The organism is Streptomyces flavofungini (assembly GCF_030388665.1).
Lineage (GTDB): Bacteria > Actinomycetota > Actinomycetes > Streptomycetales > Streptomycetaceae > Streptomyces > Streptomyces flavofungini_A.
Window position 1 is genome coordinate 1,344,129 of record NZ_CP128846.1, and the last position, 15,932, is coordinate 1,360,060.

The following is a 15,932-nucleotide window of genomic DNA, read 5'->3' on the forward strand; positions in this document are numbered from 1 at the left end:
GCTCAGGACGCGCGGACGGCCTCCCACAGGGCGGGGACGTTCGGGGGCTCCCAGCCCGGGTAGGCGGTGTGCCCCTGGACGCAGCGGTAACGGACGCCCTCGTACGTCACCACGTCCCCGGCCGCGTAGGTCTCCCCCAGCTTCCAGGTGGTCTCGCCACCGCCGTCGCCCGGCACGGTGAGGGTGTAGGTGGTGCTGTGGCTGGTCTTCCCCTCGCCCGTGATGGTCAGGGTGTAGGTGCCCTGGGCCGTGCCCGCGGCGACCTCGACCGAGGCGGTCGCGGACTCTCCGGAGGTCACGGACTGAGGGCTGAGGGACACGCTGACGCCGGCCGGGGCTCCCGAGGCCGAGAGGGCCACCTTCTGCGGCTCACCGGCCGTGGTGGCGGTGGTGACGGTCACCTTGGCGGACGAGCCGGGCTCGATGGTGCCCGAGGACGGGTTGGCGGAGATCGAGAAGTCGTCCACCGGGGTGGGCGTGTCGCCCACCGCCGTCTTCCAGATCGTGTACGCGACACCGTCCGCGCTGCGGTCCAGGGCGGTGGCGTTGATGTTGCTGGTGGTGTCGCAGGCGGAGTGGTAGCAGGAGTCGTAGGCGCGGCCCGCGGTGCCGCCCCACTTCGCGGCCTCGGACGCGGACTTGGTGGCCGAGGCGCCGGTGGCGTAGCCGGAGGTGGGGATGCCGACCCGCTGGAAGGAGTAGTCGTCGGAGCGGCCCCGGCCCTCGACGTTCTCCTGCGGGGCGAGGTTCAGGGAGTTCCAGTACTCGCGCATCGGCGCGGACGCGGCGGAGTTCACGTTGTTGATGAAGTAGCCGGCGTTGGTCGAGCCGACCATGTCGAAGTTGTAGTACGCCTTGATCTTGGCGCGCTCGGTGGCGGAGAGCGAGGAGGCGTAGTAGTCCGAGCCGTTGAGGCCCTGCTCCTCGTCGGTCCACCAGGCGAAGCGGACCCGGTTCTTCATGGTGGGGTTGTTCTGCGCCAGGGAGAGCGCCGCCTCCAGGATGGTGCCGGAGCCCGAGCCGTTGTCGTTGATGCCGGGCCCGGCGGCCACGCCGTCGAGGTGCGCGCCGAACATGTAGACGTTGTTCGCGTCGCCGCGCGGCCACTCGGCGATCAGGTTGTTGCCCGCGCCCGCGGAGCACCCGGAGGCGCACGTCTGCTCGGTGACGGTGTAACCGGCGGCCTGGAGCTTGCCCTTGACGTAGGCGAGCGAGGCCCGGTAGCCGGGTCCGGTGGCCCTGCGGTTGCCGCCGTTCTGCGAGGCGATGGTGTTGAACTGGGTCAGGTGCTCGCGCACCTTCGCCACGTCGACGTCCGGCGGCTGCGTCGGGTTGCCGCCGCCTCCGACCGTCAGCGTGTACTGGGCGGTGTGGGTCTTCGCGCCCGCGGTGCCCGTGACGGTGATCGGGTAGGTGCCGGGCTTCGCCGACTGCGCGGCGGTGACCTTCATGGTGGCGTCGGAGCCGGAGGTGACGGTGCCGGGGGTGAAGGCGACGTCGACACCCGTGGGAGCGCCGGATGAGGTCAGGGTGATCTGCTGGGCGCTGCCGGTGACGGTCGTCGTGTTGACCGTGGCGCTGGCCGTGGCGCCCGGGTCGACCTTGCCCGAGGAAGGGTTGAGCCCGAGGGAGAAGTCGTTCTGCTGCCCGGTGCAGGTGGGGTCACCGCTCTGGGCGGGGATGGAGATGGCGTCCCAGGCCGCCTTGGTGGCCTCGAACAGGCCGCAGCTCGCGTCCAGGTTCTTCGCCGAGGTGAGGGTGGCGGTGCGGTAGCGCTTGTACGTCATGCCGCTGGTCTTGAGGAGCATGGCGCCGTAGAAGATCTTACCGGCGTTCTGGATGCCCACACCGGTCACGGTCTTCTGGTTGCAGGTGGGGCTGGTGGGCTTGCCACCGCCGGGGTTGGAGCCCTCGGCGAGCAGATAGAACCAGTGGTTCATCGGCCCGGCCGCCTTGTGCTCCTCGGTCGAGGGGATCGACGAGTTGTAGCAGTTGGGGTCGTTGTTGATCCGGCTCGGGTCGTACATGTTGCGGATCGGACCGCGGCCCTGGAGGTTGACCATCTCGCCGACGGTGAAGTCGGGGGTGTCGTACGGAGCGGACTGGTTGGCGTACGCCTCGGTCAGCGCGCCCATGATGTCGCCGGTGGCCTCACCGAGGCCGCGCTCGTTGTTCGCGCCGCCGGGGGTGTTGGAGTCCAGGCCGTGGCCGAACTCGTGGGCGACCACGTCCATTCCGGCGATCCACTCGCCCGCCGTATTGCGGCCGATGGTGACGGTGGAGCCGTCCCAGTAGGCGTTGAGCTCGTTGAGGCCGACGCGGACCGGCCAGCTCCGGCCGTTGCCGTCGTGGCCGTTGCGGCCGAACCACTCCTTGAACATGTTCCACTGCTTCTGCGCCGCGAACATGACGTCGACGCAGCCGGTTTCCTTGCTCTTGGGGTCGCCCGTGCCCCATTCGTCGGTGGCCTTGGTGAACAGGCCGCCGCTGTAGTCCGAGCACTGCAGGCCGGGGCGAGTGGTGTCGCGCAGGACGTAGTTGTTGCCCGACCGGGAGGTGTCGATGGTCAGCGGGCTCGGGCCGTTCCACTTGCTGCGTCCGGTGCCCGCGCGCACGTCGTCGTAGGTGTCGACGACCTTGCCGGTGCGGGCGTTCACGAAGACGTGCAGCTTGCTGGGGTCGCCCGCCTTGGACCTGCCGGTCAGCACGGTCTCCCAGGCGAGCGTCGGGGTGTCGTCCTTGACCCGGACGACCAGGCGTCCGGAGTCGGCCTTCTTGACCGAGGCGAGTCTCGCGCGGCTGGTCCTCTCCGCCTGCGCGGCCTTCACCCGCGCCTCGGTGCCGACCGAGATCCGGGCGTCGGTGGCGGCGTGGACGGACCGCACCTTGCCCTTTCCGTCGGCGAGGACCACGGCGTCGCCGCCCACCACCGGCAGTCCCCGGTAGGTGCGTTCGTAGGCGACGGAGTACAGGCCCTTGCCGAAGCGTGTGACCTGCTGCCGGTCGTACTGTTCCTCGGGCCCCTTGGCGAGTGCGTCGAGGCCGCTCTGCGCCGCCTGGTCGGCGGCGGCGACGGCCTTCGCAAGGGGGTCCGGCTTGCCCTCCGGGGGCGAGGTGCGCGCCGTGGCCGAGGCCAGGGTCGTCGGCGCCACCACCCCTCCGAGCACCAGGGCCAGGGTTATCCCGGCCGCTGCGGTCTTTCTGGGCATCTCGGCTCCTTGTGAGAGGTGTGGAAGCCCCGTTCAGCCGACGGGATCCGGACGCGGCGAACTCCGGCGCCCGGTAGCGCCCCCGCCCCTTTAACTGACCGTGACATGACACAAATAGGGCTGGCGGAACCCTCACACCCCGCCGGGTCGCGGTCAATGAATCCCGGCCGCCCGGCACGTCCTGGCAAGATCTGGCAAGTCCGGCCGCACGGCACGGCCCCGGCTCACCCCGACACGTCCCCGAGCCGCTCCCGGCGCTCCCGGACCTCCGGCAAGTCGCCCCAGCGCCCGGCGAGCCTGCCGCGCAGCCCGCGCAGCTCGGCGGCGATCGTCAGTTCGCGGGAGCGCATCGCCTCCGCGAGGACCGGCTGTGCCAGGGCGACCGCCGCGACCGGGTCACCGGCGCAGGCCCAGCTGTCCGCGAGCCGCAGGGTGAGCAGCACACGGGTGGTGCGCATCAGGGGCGGCAGGAGCGCGCACGACTGCGCGGTGGCCGCGACCGCGCGCCGGGCCGCGGCCCGGTCACCCGTCGCCGCCGAGAGGTCGCGCAGCGCGCCGCCGATCGCGGACTCCAGGCGCAGTACCCCTTCGGCCCCGGCGAGCCAGGGCGCCTCGAGCCGGTCCCGCTCGTCCAGACGCGCGAACCCGCGCCGGGCCGCCGCGATGTGACGCCTGCACGCGGCGGCGTCCTGGCGGAGCGCATACGCCCGCGCCTGGTAGAGGTCCCCGAGCAGCGCCATCCAGCGCCGCTCGGCGTCGACCGCGCCGATGGCCTCCGCGTACACGAGGGTCGAGGCGGCGTCGCCGTCGAGCCGGACCAGGGTGCACACGTCGCTCAGCAGGGTCGCCCGGGCCGACGCGTCCTCGGCGGCGTCCGCCCACCGCAGGCCCTGCCCGAACCAGGCCATGGCGACGCCGCTCTGCCCCCGCTCCATCCGCAGCCGCCCCGCGACCTGGGCGTACTGCGCGGCGAGCCGCAACTGCCCGTACGGCGGGCGGCCCGTGGAGCCGACCGCCTCGGCCCAGCGCACCACGCCGCGCAGGAGCCGTTCCACGGTCGCCGCGCACGCGCCCGTCGGCTGGACGAACGCCTCCCGGATCAGGCAGGCGAGGACGGCGGTGAGGCCGTGCAGCAGGTCGGACTCCGCACCGGCCGCCGCGCCCGCGCCGCCGAAGGGTCCGCCCGCCCCCTTGAGGAGCACCGCCGCCTCGCTCTGGTCGGGCACGGCGCACCCCACCGTGCCGTGCAGCGGGCAGGCGAGCCCCTCGGCCGGAAGCCGGGCGGGCCACGCCGGGAAGACCGGGGGCGCCTCGTCGCCGGGCGGGTCCGCTCCGGGGAGCGGGGAGAACAGTGTGGGGTCCGTGAGGCTGCGGCCGGGCGCCCCGGGGTCGTGGCGGGGCGGGTCGAGGACCGCCGCGAGCCGGCCGCCGGTCTCCAGGACCACGTCGAGCCGGCGCACCAGACCGAAGGGCGGCTCCCGCAGCCCCCCTTCGAGCCTGCTGATGAAGGTGTGGTGATACCCCACCCTCCGACCCAGCTGCACCTGGGTCAGCCCGGATCTTCGGCGGTGGAAGCGCAGCTGCCGCCCGAACTCGGCCCAACGCGGCTCCACCGTCTCCGACACGCCGACGGACATGACCCCTCCCCCATCGGGCGTTCACCCTTGGGGCAGTGTGGCACCGGAGATTGGTACGTACCAATGCCCGGAAGGTCAAATCCCCTTAAGGAGTACGGTCGTTGAGGATCCGCTGGAACAGCCGGTGGTCGCGCCAGGCGCCGTTGATGTGCAGGTACTGGCGCGCGAGGCCGAACTCCTCGAAGCCGCACTTGGCGAGGACGCGCTGCGACGCCGTGTTGTCGACGAGCGTGCCGGCCTCCACGCGGTGCAGGCCGAGCCGCTCGTCGGCGACCCGGCACACGGCACTCGCGGCGGCGGTGGCGAGGCCGCGGCCGGCGTACGTGACGTCGATCCAGTAGCCCAGGTTGGCGCTGAGGAGCGGGGCGGGGGAGATGTGCGAGAGCGTGATGGCGCCCGCGACCTCACCCGCGCCCTCGTCCCACAGCAGCCACGGCACCAGCAGGCCCGCCGCGCCCTTCTCCGCCTGGGCGCGCAGCCGCTCCGCCTGGCCCTCGGTGGTGTAGTAGGACTCGGGGCGCTCCGGGTCCCAAGGGCTGAGGTGGTCGCGGCTGCGGCGGACGGCGCGGGCCAGTACCTCGGCGTCGTCGAGGGACGCCGGGCGCAGCACGACGGTGTCGGTGAGCCGTTCGGCTTCCGTGATCATGGACGCCGCCTCACATTCCGCCGGCGACGCGCAGGACCGCGCCCGTCGTGTACGACGCGTCGTCCGACAGGAGCCAGGCGACGGCGCCGGAGATCTCCTCGGGCCGTCCCGAGCGGCCCATGGGGATGGTGGGGGCGAGCTTCGCCGGGCGCTCGGGGTCCTCGTGGAACTCGGTCCGGATGATGCCCGGGGCCACGCAGTTGACGCGGATGCCGAGCGGGGCGACCTCCTTGGCGAGGCCCACGGTCATGGTGTCCGTCGCGGCCTTGGTGGCGGCGTAGTGGACGTACTGGCCGGGACTGCCGAGGGTGGCGGCGCCGGAGGAGATGTTCACGATCGCGCCGCCGCCGGTGCGGGTCATGTCCCGCACGGCGCGGCGGGCGCAGAGCAGATAGCCGAGGACGTTCACGTCGATGGCGCGGCGCATGCCCTCGGCGTCGGCGTCGGCGAGGGGGCCGTTCGGGCCGCTGACGCCGGCGTTGTTCACCAGGCCCGTGACGGTGCCGAGTTCGGTCGCGGCGGTCTCGAAGAGCCGGTCCACGTCCTTCTCGTCCGTGGTGTCCATGCGGACGGCGACACAACGGCGGCCGGTCGCGCGGACGGCCCGCGCGGTGCGCTCGGCGGCCTGTTCGTCCGAGCGGTAGCCGACGGCGACGTCGTGGCCGTCCCGCGCGAGCCGCAGGGCGACGGCGGCGCCGATCCCTCTGGTGCCGCCGGTGATGACGGTGACGTGCTGGTCCATGGGGCCTCCGGCCTGGTTCGTCGGGGCGGACGTCACGCGGGGAGACTGTCCATGAAGCTGCTCACCGAGAAGACCGCGTTGCCGGGGCCCGCGGGGCCGTATCCGGGCGGCGAGGTCAGGCCGAACTCCTCCATCGTGGCGCGGTACTCCTGGAGCAGCCGCACGTGGTACTCCAGGGGCGCGCCCAGCGGGTTGGCCTTGCCGAGCGGCGTCGTGGGCTCCGGGCACCAGGTGGTGAACCGGGGCGTGATGCCGTGCGCCATGAAGTACCTGAGGCCCTCGACGGTGGAGTCGATGGCCTGATCGACCGTCTTGAACCCGAAGGGCTCGGCCATCTCGACGCCCGCGACGAAGTTCGGGATGACGTTGCGCGGCCCGAACACCTCGGCGGAGTCCAGGATCCGGCGGTGCCACTCGTCGCGGCCCACATAGCGCTCCTTGCCGGGGCAGTAGCGCTCGAACAGGTACGGGTCCCACACCTCGTAGTTGGGGTGGTAGATGCGCACGCCGTAGTCGTGGAAGCGCTGCACGTCCTCCTTGGGCAGTGCCTGCGCGACGACCTTGCCGATCCAGCGGCCGGGGAAGCGCTCCTCGATGGCCTTGGCGTACTGGCCGTAGAAGTCGGCCTCGTCCTTGCCGCCGATCGTCGAGGTGACCGCGCCGCCGGTGAGGGTGTACGCGGTGGAGGTCTTCGCGGTGTCGTACTTGTCGATGATCTCCAGCGCCTCCAGGACCTCCTCGACGGGCTTGACGCCGGTGTAGGGGCGGCCCGCGGCCTTGTGCTGGCGCCAGTTGTGGTTGATGTCGCAGTACTGGCACTCCTCCTTGGCGCCGAAGTACTGGCAGACGCGGAAGACCGTCAGGTAGACCAGGTAGCCCCACTGGATGGTCGGGGCGACCTCCATGACGGACTTGCCGTTCGCGAGCTTGTGCCGGTAGTAGTCCGGCATCGGGGGCAGGCCCACGTCGGAGATGCGCTGCCCGTCCAGGTAGAGGCCGAGCAGTCCGTCGGCGTCGGCGGCCACGCGGTAGGGCGAGGACGGGTTCACCCGCACCGACACCACGGTGCGGCGCAGCTCGTAGGGGCCGCCGGTGAGCACGATCTCCTCCGGCGGGCGGCGCAGCGCGGCCTCGCCCAGCTCGGGCAGGGTGCCGTGGTCGAAGGAGAAGATGAAGTACGACTTCGGCTTGATGTCGCCGGAGGCCTCGTTGGCGCTGTCGCTGAGCGCCGACTCGTCGAAGGCGATCCCGCCGCGCAGCAGGTCCTCCTTGATCACGGCCTCGCGCGGCACCTGGGAGTGCCGCTGCATGAGTCCTTCGATCAGCTCCGTACGCCTGGGCATGGGGCGGGCACCTCGGATCCTGTAGAGCTTTGACGTTTTTGTCTGTTTACGTCCGGTTTTACGGCCACGCCCGGGGTCACCGTGCGCAAGGTCCACGCTAATACCGGCGCTCTCGCCGCCGAATCCGCCTCCGGTCGCGACCGTGCTCCGCCTCCGGTCCCAGGGGGCGGACGCCGGGAACCCGGCCCCCCGGCCTGCACGTTCTCCAAGTCGCCGGACGCGGTCACGGGGCCGCGTCGGTCCGGCCCGAACCGACGCGCGGGGGAAGCCCATGAACGATCTGGTGGCGGGAGGCAATCTGCCTCTGCCGGACGGCCCCCTCACGCTCCGCGTGCCCGGCCCCTTCGACCTGTCGGTGCTGATCACGGGCGACAGCGGCAAGGTCGCGGGCGACGCCGACTTCGTCTTCTACAACCAGCCGGCCGCGTCCGGCGCCCGCCTCAGCGGCGACATGGTCACGGTCGACGCCCGCCGCCTGCGCCCCGGCGCGAGCCGCGTCACCGTCGTCGTCAGCCCCACCGAGCCCGGCACCGCGCTCGGGCGGCTTCCCGCGATAGCCCTCCAGGTCACCAGCGTGCGCGGGGAGCCCGTCGCCCGCTTCGCGCCCCCGCGCGCACAGCACGAGACGGTGCTCCTGCTCGCCGAGATCTACCGCCGGGGCACGGGCTGGAAGCTGCGCGCGCTCGGACAGGGGTACGCGGACGGGCTCGCCGGTGTGGCCAGGGACTTCGGCCTGGACGTGGCCGACGACACACCCCCTCCGGCCCCGGCGCCCCGGCCGACCGCCCCGCCACCGCCCGCCGCACCCCGGCCGACCGCCCCGCTCGCCCCGCCGCCCCCGACGGCCGACCTCTTCCTCACCCTCGTGAACTCCGCGCGCGCCCGCGCCGGAGTCCCACCCGTGCGCTTCGACGCCCGCCTCACCGAGGCCGCCCGCGCGCACGCCGCCGGGATGGCGGCGCGCGGCAAGCTCAGCTCCGAGGGCCCGGACGGGGTCTCGCTGCACCAGCGCGTGACCGCGGGCGGCTTCGCGTACCTGGCGATCGGCGAGCACCTGGTGTCGGGCCCGCGCACCCCGGCCGACTTCCTCGACTACTGCCTGGGCGACGACCGCTCCCGGCAGACCGTCCTGGAGCCCGCCCACAGCCACGTCGGAGTCGCGTCCGTCCCGCACACACGCTCCGGGGACGTCTTCTGGACGGCGCTGTGGGCCGAGCCGTACTCCCCGCAGGGCCTGGCGAGGACGGCCGCCGACGTCCTGGCCCGCACCAACGCCCACCGGGCCGCGGCCGGACTGCGGCCCCTGGCGCCCGACCCGCGCCTGACCGCCGCCGCCCAGGCCCACAGCGCCGACATGATCGCCCGCGACTTCTACTCCCACACCGCCCCGGACGGCAGCGAGCCGTGGCACCGCGCCGCCGCCGCGGGCAGCGCGCACCGCACGGTCGGCGAGAACATCGCGTGCGGCCAGCGCTCGGCCGCGGAGGTCGTCGAGGGCTGGATGAACAGCCCCGGCCACCGCGCCAACATCCTCAAGCCCGCCTTCACCCACCTCGGCGTGGGCTTCGCGGGCGGGGGTTCGGCGGGGACGTACTGGACGCAGCTCTTCGGGGGCTAGGTTCTGCCCGACGGGTCCCCGCGACGGGGTCTTCGCCTCGGGGTCCCCGCAAGGCGGCGCCGACCGGGCGCCGCCCCGCCGGAAGGCCCCGTGCCGGACGGGACCCGCGCCCCCCTCACGCGTCGCCGACGGCCACCGGCACCCCTGTCCGCGCCGACGCGTACCCCGCCGCCACGATCCGCAGCGTCCGCAGCCCGCCCTCGCCGTCCGCGACGTCCATGCCGTCGGGCCCCGGCCCGTACAGGAAGGCGCGCAGCATCGCCGCGTCCAGGTCGGCGCCGAAGGGGATCTCCAGGGCGCGGCCGTGGCGTTCGCTGTGGCCGTGCACCTTCTGGTCGAAGGCGTCCATCTCCAGCGTGGCGTGCTCGCCGACGAGGGTCATCTCCAGGCCGCCCCAAGCGGGGTGGGAGCGCGGGTGGGACCAGGAGCAGTCGATGGTGGCGACGGTGCCGTTGTCGTACACCACGGTCACCAGGCCGCTGGTCTCGGCGGTGACCTCGCCCTCGTGGAGGAGGTTGTTGGTCTGCGCGTAGACCTCCACCGCGGTGGCCGCGAACAGGTCGTCGAGGAGGTCGGCGATGTGGACGGTGTGGTCCATCAGGGCGCCGCCGCCCGCGAGTTCGGGGTCGGCGAACCAGCGGCGCGCGCGGGTCGGCATATGGCCGTTGTTGGCGCCGGACACGGCCAGGACGCGGCCGGTGTCACCGGCGGCGACAGCCCGTTTGACCGCCGCGTACGCCGGGCTGAACCGCACCGGGAACGCGACCGCGAGCCGCACCCCGGCCGCCCGGCAGGCGGCCACCATCGCCTCGCCGTCCGCGACGGTGGTCGCGAGCGGTTTCTCGCACAGGACGTCGACGCGGTGCGCGGCGGCCAGTTCGACCAGCGGGCGGTGCCGGGCGTTCTCGGCGCAGACGATCACGGCGTCAGGCCCCCAGGCGAAGGCGTCCTCGTACGTGTCCACGTACGGGACGCCGTGTTCCTCGGCGAACGCGCGGCCCCGGGTCTCGCCGGGCGCCGCGAGCGCGGTGTCCGGATCGCTGCCGACGACCTCCACGCCGGGCAGGTCCCGGAGCAGGGCCAGATAGGCCGCCGCGTGGACATGCGCGAACGACAGCACGGCGACCTTCATCGGGCGGACTCCTCGCGGTCAGCGTTCTCGGTGTTTTCGGTGTTTCTGGCGTTCTCGGCGTTTCCGGTGCTGTCGGTGCTGTCGGTGCTCCCGGTGTCCGTGGCAAGGGGGACCGGCAGCTCCACAGCGCGGCCCGTACGGCTCGACTCGACCGCCGCACGCGCGACCCGCACCGCCTCGATGCCGTCGCGGGCGCTCACCCGCGGCCGGAGGTTCGCGTCGTCCCAGGACGCGGCGAACTCGCGGAGTTCGGTGAGGTAAGGGCTCTCGGTCATGGGGCTCGACGGGATGCCCTCGTTCGCGGCGCGCTCGCCCTGCGCGGTGATGCGGAAGCCGGGCACGGCGGTGGAGTCGTGGCACAGCAGCCCGTCCGCGCCCGCGACCCGGAACGTCGTACGGAACTGCTGGTCGGGGAGCCCCCACAGGCCGCTGACGTGGCTGATGGCGCCGGAGGCGTGGGTGAGGACGGCCGTGGCGGTGACGACGCCGGCCGGTGCGCCCGTGGCGTGCTCGACGCCGCGGGTCTGGGCGTGCACGCGCACCACGTCGCCCGCGACCCAGCGGGCGATGTCGATGTCGTGCACCATCAGGTCCATGATCACGCCACCGGACTGGGCGGGGTCGGCGAACCAGGGCGCCCACTGCGGCCGCGCCCCGCCCCGGGTGAGGCGGAGCACGGCGAGGGCGCCGAGTTCGTCGCGTACGACGGCCTCGCGCATGGCCGCGTACGCAGGGAAGTAGCGCACCACGTGCGCCGGGTGGAGGTGGACGCCCGCGGCGTCGGCGGCGGAAGCGATGTCCTCGGCGTCCTCGACGGTCAGCGCGAGCGGCTTCTCGCAGACGACGTGGCGGCCCGCGGCGATCGCGGCGAGGGCGAGGTCCTTGTGCGTGGGGGTCGGGGTGCAGATGTCGACGGCGCAGCAGTCGGCGAGCAGTTCGTCGAGCGTGGGCACGGCGGTGACGTCGTGGCCGCGCGCCGCGTACTCGGCGGCGAGCTTGTCCGCGGAGCCGTCCTGGGTGTGGACGCTGACCCGCGCGCCCAGTTCCAGCCAGCCGGGCAGATGCGCGCGGGCGATGCCGCCCGCGCCGAGCAGGCCGATGTGAAGCGGTGGCATGGAGGATCTGGCCTTTCTCTGTACGTCGTCGGGGTGCCGTCTCTCGGTGCGTCGGGGGCCGTCTCCCGGTACGCCGGTGTGCCGTCAGCCCTTGGAGCCGCTGAAGGCGACGCTCTGCACGAAGTGCCGCTGCAGGAAGACGTAGACGAGCAGCATCGGCAGGCTCGCGATCAGCGAACCGGCCATCATCACCGGGTAGTTGGTCTCGTACTGGCCCTCGAGGGAGGTCAGACCCGCGCTGATCGGCATGGTCTTGGGGTCGGTGTTGACGATGAGGGGCCACAGCAGGTCGTTCCACGCGGTCATCGCGGTGATGACGGCGAGCGCGGCGAGCGCGGGCCGGATCAGCGGCAGCATCACCGACCAGAAGACGCGGAAGGAGCCCGCGCCGTCGATGCGCGCGGCCTCCTCCAGCTCCTTGGGGAGCGCGAGGAACGCCTGCCGCAGCAGGAAGGTGCCGAAGGCGCTGAACATGCCGGGAAGGAACAGCGCGGGCGTCGAGTTGAGCAGCCCGAACTGCTGGATGATGTCGTACTGCGGGAGGACGAGCAGCGAACTCGGCACCATCAGGACGGAGAGGAAGAGCCCGAACAGCAGGTCGCGGCCGCGGAACCGCATCCGCGCGAAGGCGTAGGCGGCGAGCGAGCAGAACACGAGTTGGCCCGCGGTGCGCCCCGCAGTGGCGAGGGCGCTGTTGGTGAGCATCTCGCGGAACGGCAGGGCGGTGAAGACCTCGTCGAAGCTCGACCAGTTCCAGTCGTCGGGCAGGAACGTGGGCGGGACCTTGGAGACTTCCGCGAGCGACTTGAGTGCGGTGAGGGCCTGCCAGAGGAACGGGAAGACCATCACGAGGGCGCCGAGCGAGAGCACCAAGTGGGTCGCCAGGGAGCCCGTGTTGACACGTCGGCGGTCAGCCATAGTGCACCCACTTCCGCTGGAGCCGGAACTGCAGATAGGTGAGGCCCGCGATGAGCAGCATCAGCAGGAAGGCCAGGGCGGCCGCGGCGCCCTGGGCGTTCTCGATGAACGCCCACTTGTAGAAGAGGCCGACGACCGACTGGGTGTCGCCGACCGCGGGGTTCTTCTCGCCCATCATGATGTAGATCAGGTCGAAGGTCTGCAGGGACTGGATCATGCAGATGACGGAGGCGAAGAACAGCGTGGGGCTGAGCAGCGGCAGCGTGATGGTGAAGAAGCGGCGCAGCGGCCCGGCCCCGTCCAGCTCCGCCGCCTCGTAGTAGTCCCGCGGGATCGCCTTGATGCCCGCCATGAAGATGATCAAGTAGTAGCCGGTGGTGGACCAGACCATGACGGCGCCGATGGCGAGCACGGCCGTGGAGGGGTCGGAGACCCAGTAGTGCCGGTCGACGCCGAACCACCCGAGGATCTCGTTCAGCAGGCCGAAGTCGCCGTTGTAGAGCCAGTTCCAGACCAGGCCGACGGCGACGGGGAGCGTCACGAACGGCACGAAGTACAGGGCGCGGTAGACGGCGACGCCGCGCAGCCCGCGCCGGTTGAGGAGCGCGGCCACGACGATGGCGAGGGGCAGCGCGACCAGCCCGATGCCGCAGTAGATGAGGGTGTTGCCGAGTGCCTGCCAGACGGTGACGTCCCGCAGCACGCGCGCGTAGTTGTCGGTGCCGGTCCAGGTGTGGCCGCCGAAGGGGCCGAACTCGGTGAAGCTGAAGTAGAAGGTCTGGATCATCGGCCAGAAGTAGAAGACGGCGAAGCCGATACCGAGCGGCGCGATGAAGCCGTACGCGGCCCGCTGACCGCGCGGCGCGGGCCTCGGCGCGGGCTTGGTCGCCCGGCGGTCGGCCGCCTTCGCGGCCGCCGTGGCGGGAAAGAGACTCATCAGCTCCGCTCCTCCTTCAGGGCCCGGTCCATCTGCTTGCCGAGCGTGCGGGCGGCGTCCTCGATGCCGCCCTTGCCGCTGAACGCGGCGCCGAGGAGCGGGTACTGGAGGTTCTCCCAGACGGCCGTGTTCTTCGAGCTGGGGTACGGCACGCCGTACTTCTCCATGTCGATGAAGTGCTTGAGGTCGAACTCGGGCATCGACTTCAGCCAGGCGTCCTGGGTGCCCGCGTAGCTGGAGATGGTGACGCCGGAGGCGGCCTGGATCTCGGCGGCCCTGCGGCCCGCCATGAAGTGCACGAACTTCCAGGCGGCGGCCTTCTTGTCGCTCTTGGCGGAGATCACGTTCGCCAGGCCGTGGATGATCGTGGTGTGCTCGCGGCCCTGGGGAAGGACGGTGACCCCGCCGTGGTCCTTGAGGGCGGGCACCGCGTACATCTGCCCGGCCATCGCCGACAGGTCGTGCACCATGGCGACCTTCTCGGACCAGAAGCGCACCCGGCCGATGTTCTCCACCATCGCGGACTGCGGCGGCGACCAGCCCCGGTCGATCATGTCGGTGAGGAACCGCAGGCCCTCGACGGACCGCTCGTCGCCGAAGCCGGAGTGCCCGTCGCGCAGGACGTAGCCACCGGCGGCGTGGATGGCCGGGTAGAGGACGATCTGGCGCTGCATCTCGGAGCAGAAGCCGTGCACGCGCTCACGCGGATTCGTCAGTTCGGCGGCGGCGTCCCGCAGGTCGTCCCAGGTCCAGGTGGTGTCGGGGTAGCTGATGCCCGCCTTGTCGAAGAGCGCCTTGTTGTACCAGAGGCCGATGGTGTCGAAGTCCTTCGGCAGTCCGTACTGGACGCCGTCGTAGGAGTAGAGCCGCACGAGCTGCTCGGGGTGGCGGTCGACCGGGGTGCGGTCGTGGGCGATGTGCTCGGTCAGCGGCTCCAGGACGTCGTGGGCCGCGTACAGCTGGAAGTTGACGGCGTTCATCCAGAACACGTCGGGGGCGGTGCCGCCGCGCATCGAGGTCTTGAGGGTGGTCCAGTAGCTCGCCCACGGGGTGAGCTCGATGCGCACCGAGATGTCCGGGTGCTGCTCCTCGAACGCCGCGATGACCTTCTTCATGCCGGGGACCTGGGCGGGGTCCCACATGCCGTACGAGACGGTGGTGCGGCCGCCGCCGTCGGCGCTGCCGCCCTCGTCCGAGCAGGCGGCGAGCACCGGTGCCGACGCCGCGGCCAGGCCTGAGCAGAGGAGGGTCCTCCTGCGCATCACGCGCCTCCGCTTGTGTTGGGGGTGGGTTGGGGCTCCCGGGGTGGGTCGGGGTCGTCGGGGACGGGTGGCCTCTCCCGGGGCGGGCGGGGTCTCCGGGGCCGGTCCGGGCGGGGTCCGGCGGGACGGCGGGCGGTCAGCCGACCGGGTCGGCGAGCAGTTCCTCCTCGACGCGGTCGAGGGCCTTGCGCACCGCGCCGAGGGCGACGCCGCGCTCGCCGAGGGAACTCAGCGCGATCCGGGGCACGTGCAGCGTCAGGGGCCGCAGCCGTTCCTCCAGGAGGGGCACGAGGTGGGCACCGAGGGGGGTGGCGCCGCCGGTGAGGACGACGAGTTCGGGGTCCAGGGCCAGGGCGAGGGCGGCGATGCCGGGGGTGATGCGGTCGGCGAAGTCCGCTATGGCGTCGAGGGCGCGCGGATCCTCGGCGTCGGCCGCGCGGGCGAGCGCGGCCACCTCGGACTCGCCGTCCCGCAGCCCGTCCTTCCAGGCGAGGGCTTCGTGCGCGCTGCCCATGCCGAGCAGCGGCAGCAGGCCCAGTTCGCCCGCGCCGCCCCGGCCGCCGCGGTGCAGCTGCCCGCCGATGGTGATGCTGCACGCGACGCGGTGTCCCGTCAGGACGCAGACCACGTCCCCGGCGAGGGTCGCGGCGCCCTGCCAGCGCTCGGCGAGCACGGCGAGGTTCACGTCGTTCTCGACGAGCGTGTGGCCGCTCTCGCCGTCGGCGAGGAGACGGCCGAGGTCGACGCCGGACCACTCGGGCACCACGACGGAGGTGATGTGGCCGCTCGCGTCCACCACTCCGGGCACCCCGACGCAGCGGGCGAGCACCAGGTCGCGGCGCACGGTGTGGGCGTCGAGGAAGGCGTCGAGGCCGTCCTGGAGCAGGGCGAGGCGCGGGCCACCGCCCAACTCCGGGTCGATGTCCGCGCGTTCGGCGGCGAGGACGGTGCCGCCGAGGTCGGCGAGGAGCAGCACCATCTTGTGCAGCCCGATGTCGGCGCCGACGACGTACCCGGACTCGCCCCGGAACCGGAACCGCCGCGCCGGGCGCCCCCGCATCCGCTCCCCCGCGTCGGCCTCGATCACCCAGCCCTGCGCGGTGAGTTCCTCCAGGGCCGCGTCCACGGTGGGCCTGGACAGGCCGGTGCCCGCGGCGAGTTCGGCGAGGGTCTGGGGGCTGCGGCGGTGCAGGGCGCGCAGGACGACGGTGGTGTTGAGGCGGCGCAGGGCGGCCAGGTCGTGGCCGCGCGTCCGTTTTCGCATCAGTTCTGCACCCCGAGAAGATGTGGTGAGCGGCCCGACAACAGCACCATTGAGCGGTCTGCGCCGAACGCGCGTCAAGATTCGGTAGGAGAGTTTCATAAAGAGACAG

12 protein-coding genes are annotated in these 15,932 nt (G+C 72.4%); 1 reads left to right on the forward strand and 11 read right to left on the reverse strand.

Translation table 11 applies throughout. From position 1 onward, the window contains the following. Nucleotides 1–2: 2 nt before the first annotated feature. The 5 genes from QUY26_RS05165 to QUY26_RS05185 all read right to left on the reverse strand — a co-directional run bounded on the left by QUY26_RS05165 (nucleotide 3) and on the right by QUY26_RS05185 (nucleotide 7,577). Entirely contained in the window at nucleotides 3–3,209 is a 3,207-nt protein-coding gene (locus tag QUY26_RS05165; protein ID WP_289943917.1) for a M20/M25/M40 family metallo-hydrolase, read from the reverse strand. 224 nt (nucleotides 3,210–3,433) lie between these two features. After that, nucleotides 3,434–4,846: a helix-turn-helix domain-containing protein gene (locus tag QUY26_RS05170; protein WP_289943918.1), complete on the reverse strand. Its 1,413-nt coding sequence runs from the start codon at nucleotides 4,844–4,846 to the stop codon at nucleotides 3,434–3,436. Nucleotides 4,847–4,931: 85 nt separating this feature from the next. After that, on the reverse strand, nucleotides 4,932–5,492 hold the full coding sequence (locus QUY26_RS05175) for a GNAT family N-acetyltransferase (protein ID WP_289943919.1): 561 nt from the start codon (nucleotides 5,490–5,492) through the stop codon (nucleotides 4,932–4,934). A gap of 10 nt (nucleotides 5,493–5,502) precedes the next feature. Beyond that, on the reverse strand, nucleotides 5,503–6,234 hold the full coding sequence (locus QUY26_RS05180; protein WP_289955494.1) for an SDR family NAD(P)-dependent oxidoreductase: 732 nt from the start codon (nucleotides 6,232–6,234) through the stop codon (nucleotides 5,503–5,505). 32 nt (nucleotides 6,235–6,266) lie between these two features. Further along, on the reverse strand, nucleotides 6,267–7,577 hold the full coding sequence (locus QUY26_RS05185; RefSeq protein WP_289943920.1) for a radical SAM protein: 1,311 nt from the start codon (nucleotides 7,575–7,577) through the stop codon (nucleotides 6,267–6,269). A 271-nt stretch (nucleotides 7,578–7,848) separates the two neighbouring features. Here QUY26_RS05185 and QUY26_RS05190 point away from each other — a divergent pair, with 271 nt between their 5' ends. Then, nucleotides 7,849–9,195: a CAP domain-containing protein gene (locus QUY26_RS05190; RefSeq protein ID WP_289943921.1), complete on the forward strand. Its 1,347-nt coding sequence runs from the start codon at nucleotides 7,849–7,851 to the stop codon at nucleotides 9,193–9,195. A 115-nt stretch (nucleotides 9,196–9,310) separates the two neighbouring features. Here the strand turns inward: QUY26_RS05190 and QUY26_RS05195 are convergent, their stop codons facing one another. The 6 genes from QUY26_RS05195 to QUY26_RS05220 form a co-directional block, all read right to left on the reverse strand. Next, entirely contained in the window at nucleotides 9,311–10,327 is a 1,017-nt protein-coding gene (locus QUY26_RS05195) for a Gfo/Idh/MocA family protein (protein WP_289943922.1), read from the reverse strand. Then, nucleotides 10,324–11,442 carry a Gfo/Idh/MocA family protein gene (locus QUY26_RS05200; protein ID WP_289943923.1) on the reverse strand — a complete coding sequence of 373 codons (1,119 nt, stop codon included), beginning with the start codon at nucleotides 11,440–11,442 and terminating at the stop codon, nucleotides 10,324–10,326. The genes QUY26_RS05195 and QUY26_RS05200 overlap by 4 nt, the downstream gene beginning before the upstream one ends. Before the next feature lie 84 nt (nucleotides 11,443–11,526). Beyond that, entirely contained in the window at nucleotides 11,527–12,360 is an 834-nt protein-coding gene (locus QUY26_RS05205) for a carbohydrate ABC transporter permease (protein ID WP_289943924.1), read from the reverse strand. Further along, nucleotides 12,353–13,297, reverse strand: a complete 945-nt coding sequence (locus QUY26_RS05210; RefSeq protein ID WP_289943925.1) for a carbohydrate ABC transporter permease — start codon at nucleotides 13,295–13,297, stop codon at nucleotides 12,353–12,355. Before QUY26_RS05210 ends, QUY26_RS05205 begins: the two co-directional genes overlap by 8 nt. Next, entirely contained in the window at nucleotides 13,297–14,559 is a 1,263-nt protein-coding gene (locus tag QUY26_RS05215; protein ID WP_289943926.1) for an ABC transporter substrate-binding protein, read from the reverse strand. The genes QUY26_RS05210 and QUY26_RS05215 overlap by 1 nt, the downstream gene beginning before the upstream one ends. Nucleotides 14,560–14,695: 136 nt before the next feature. Next, nucleotides 14,696–15,823 (reverse strand): ROK family transcriptional regulator, encoded by a 1,128-nt coding sequence (locus tag QUY26_RS05220; RefSeq protein ID WP_289943927.1) that lies wholly within the window; start codon nucleotides 15,821–15,823, stop codon nucleotides 14,696–14,698. Between the last annotated feature and the right edge of the window lie 109 nt (nucleotides 15,824–15,932).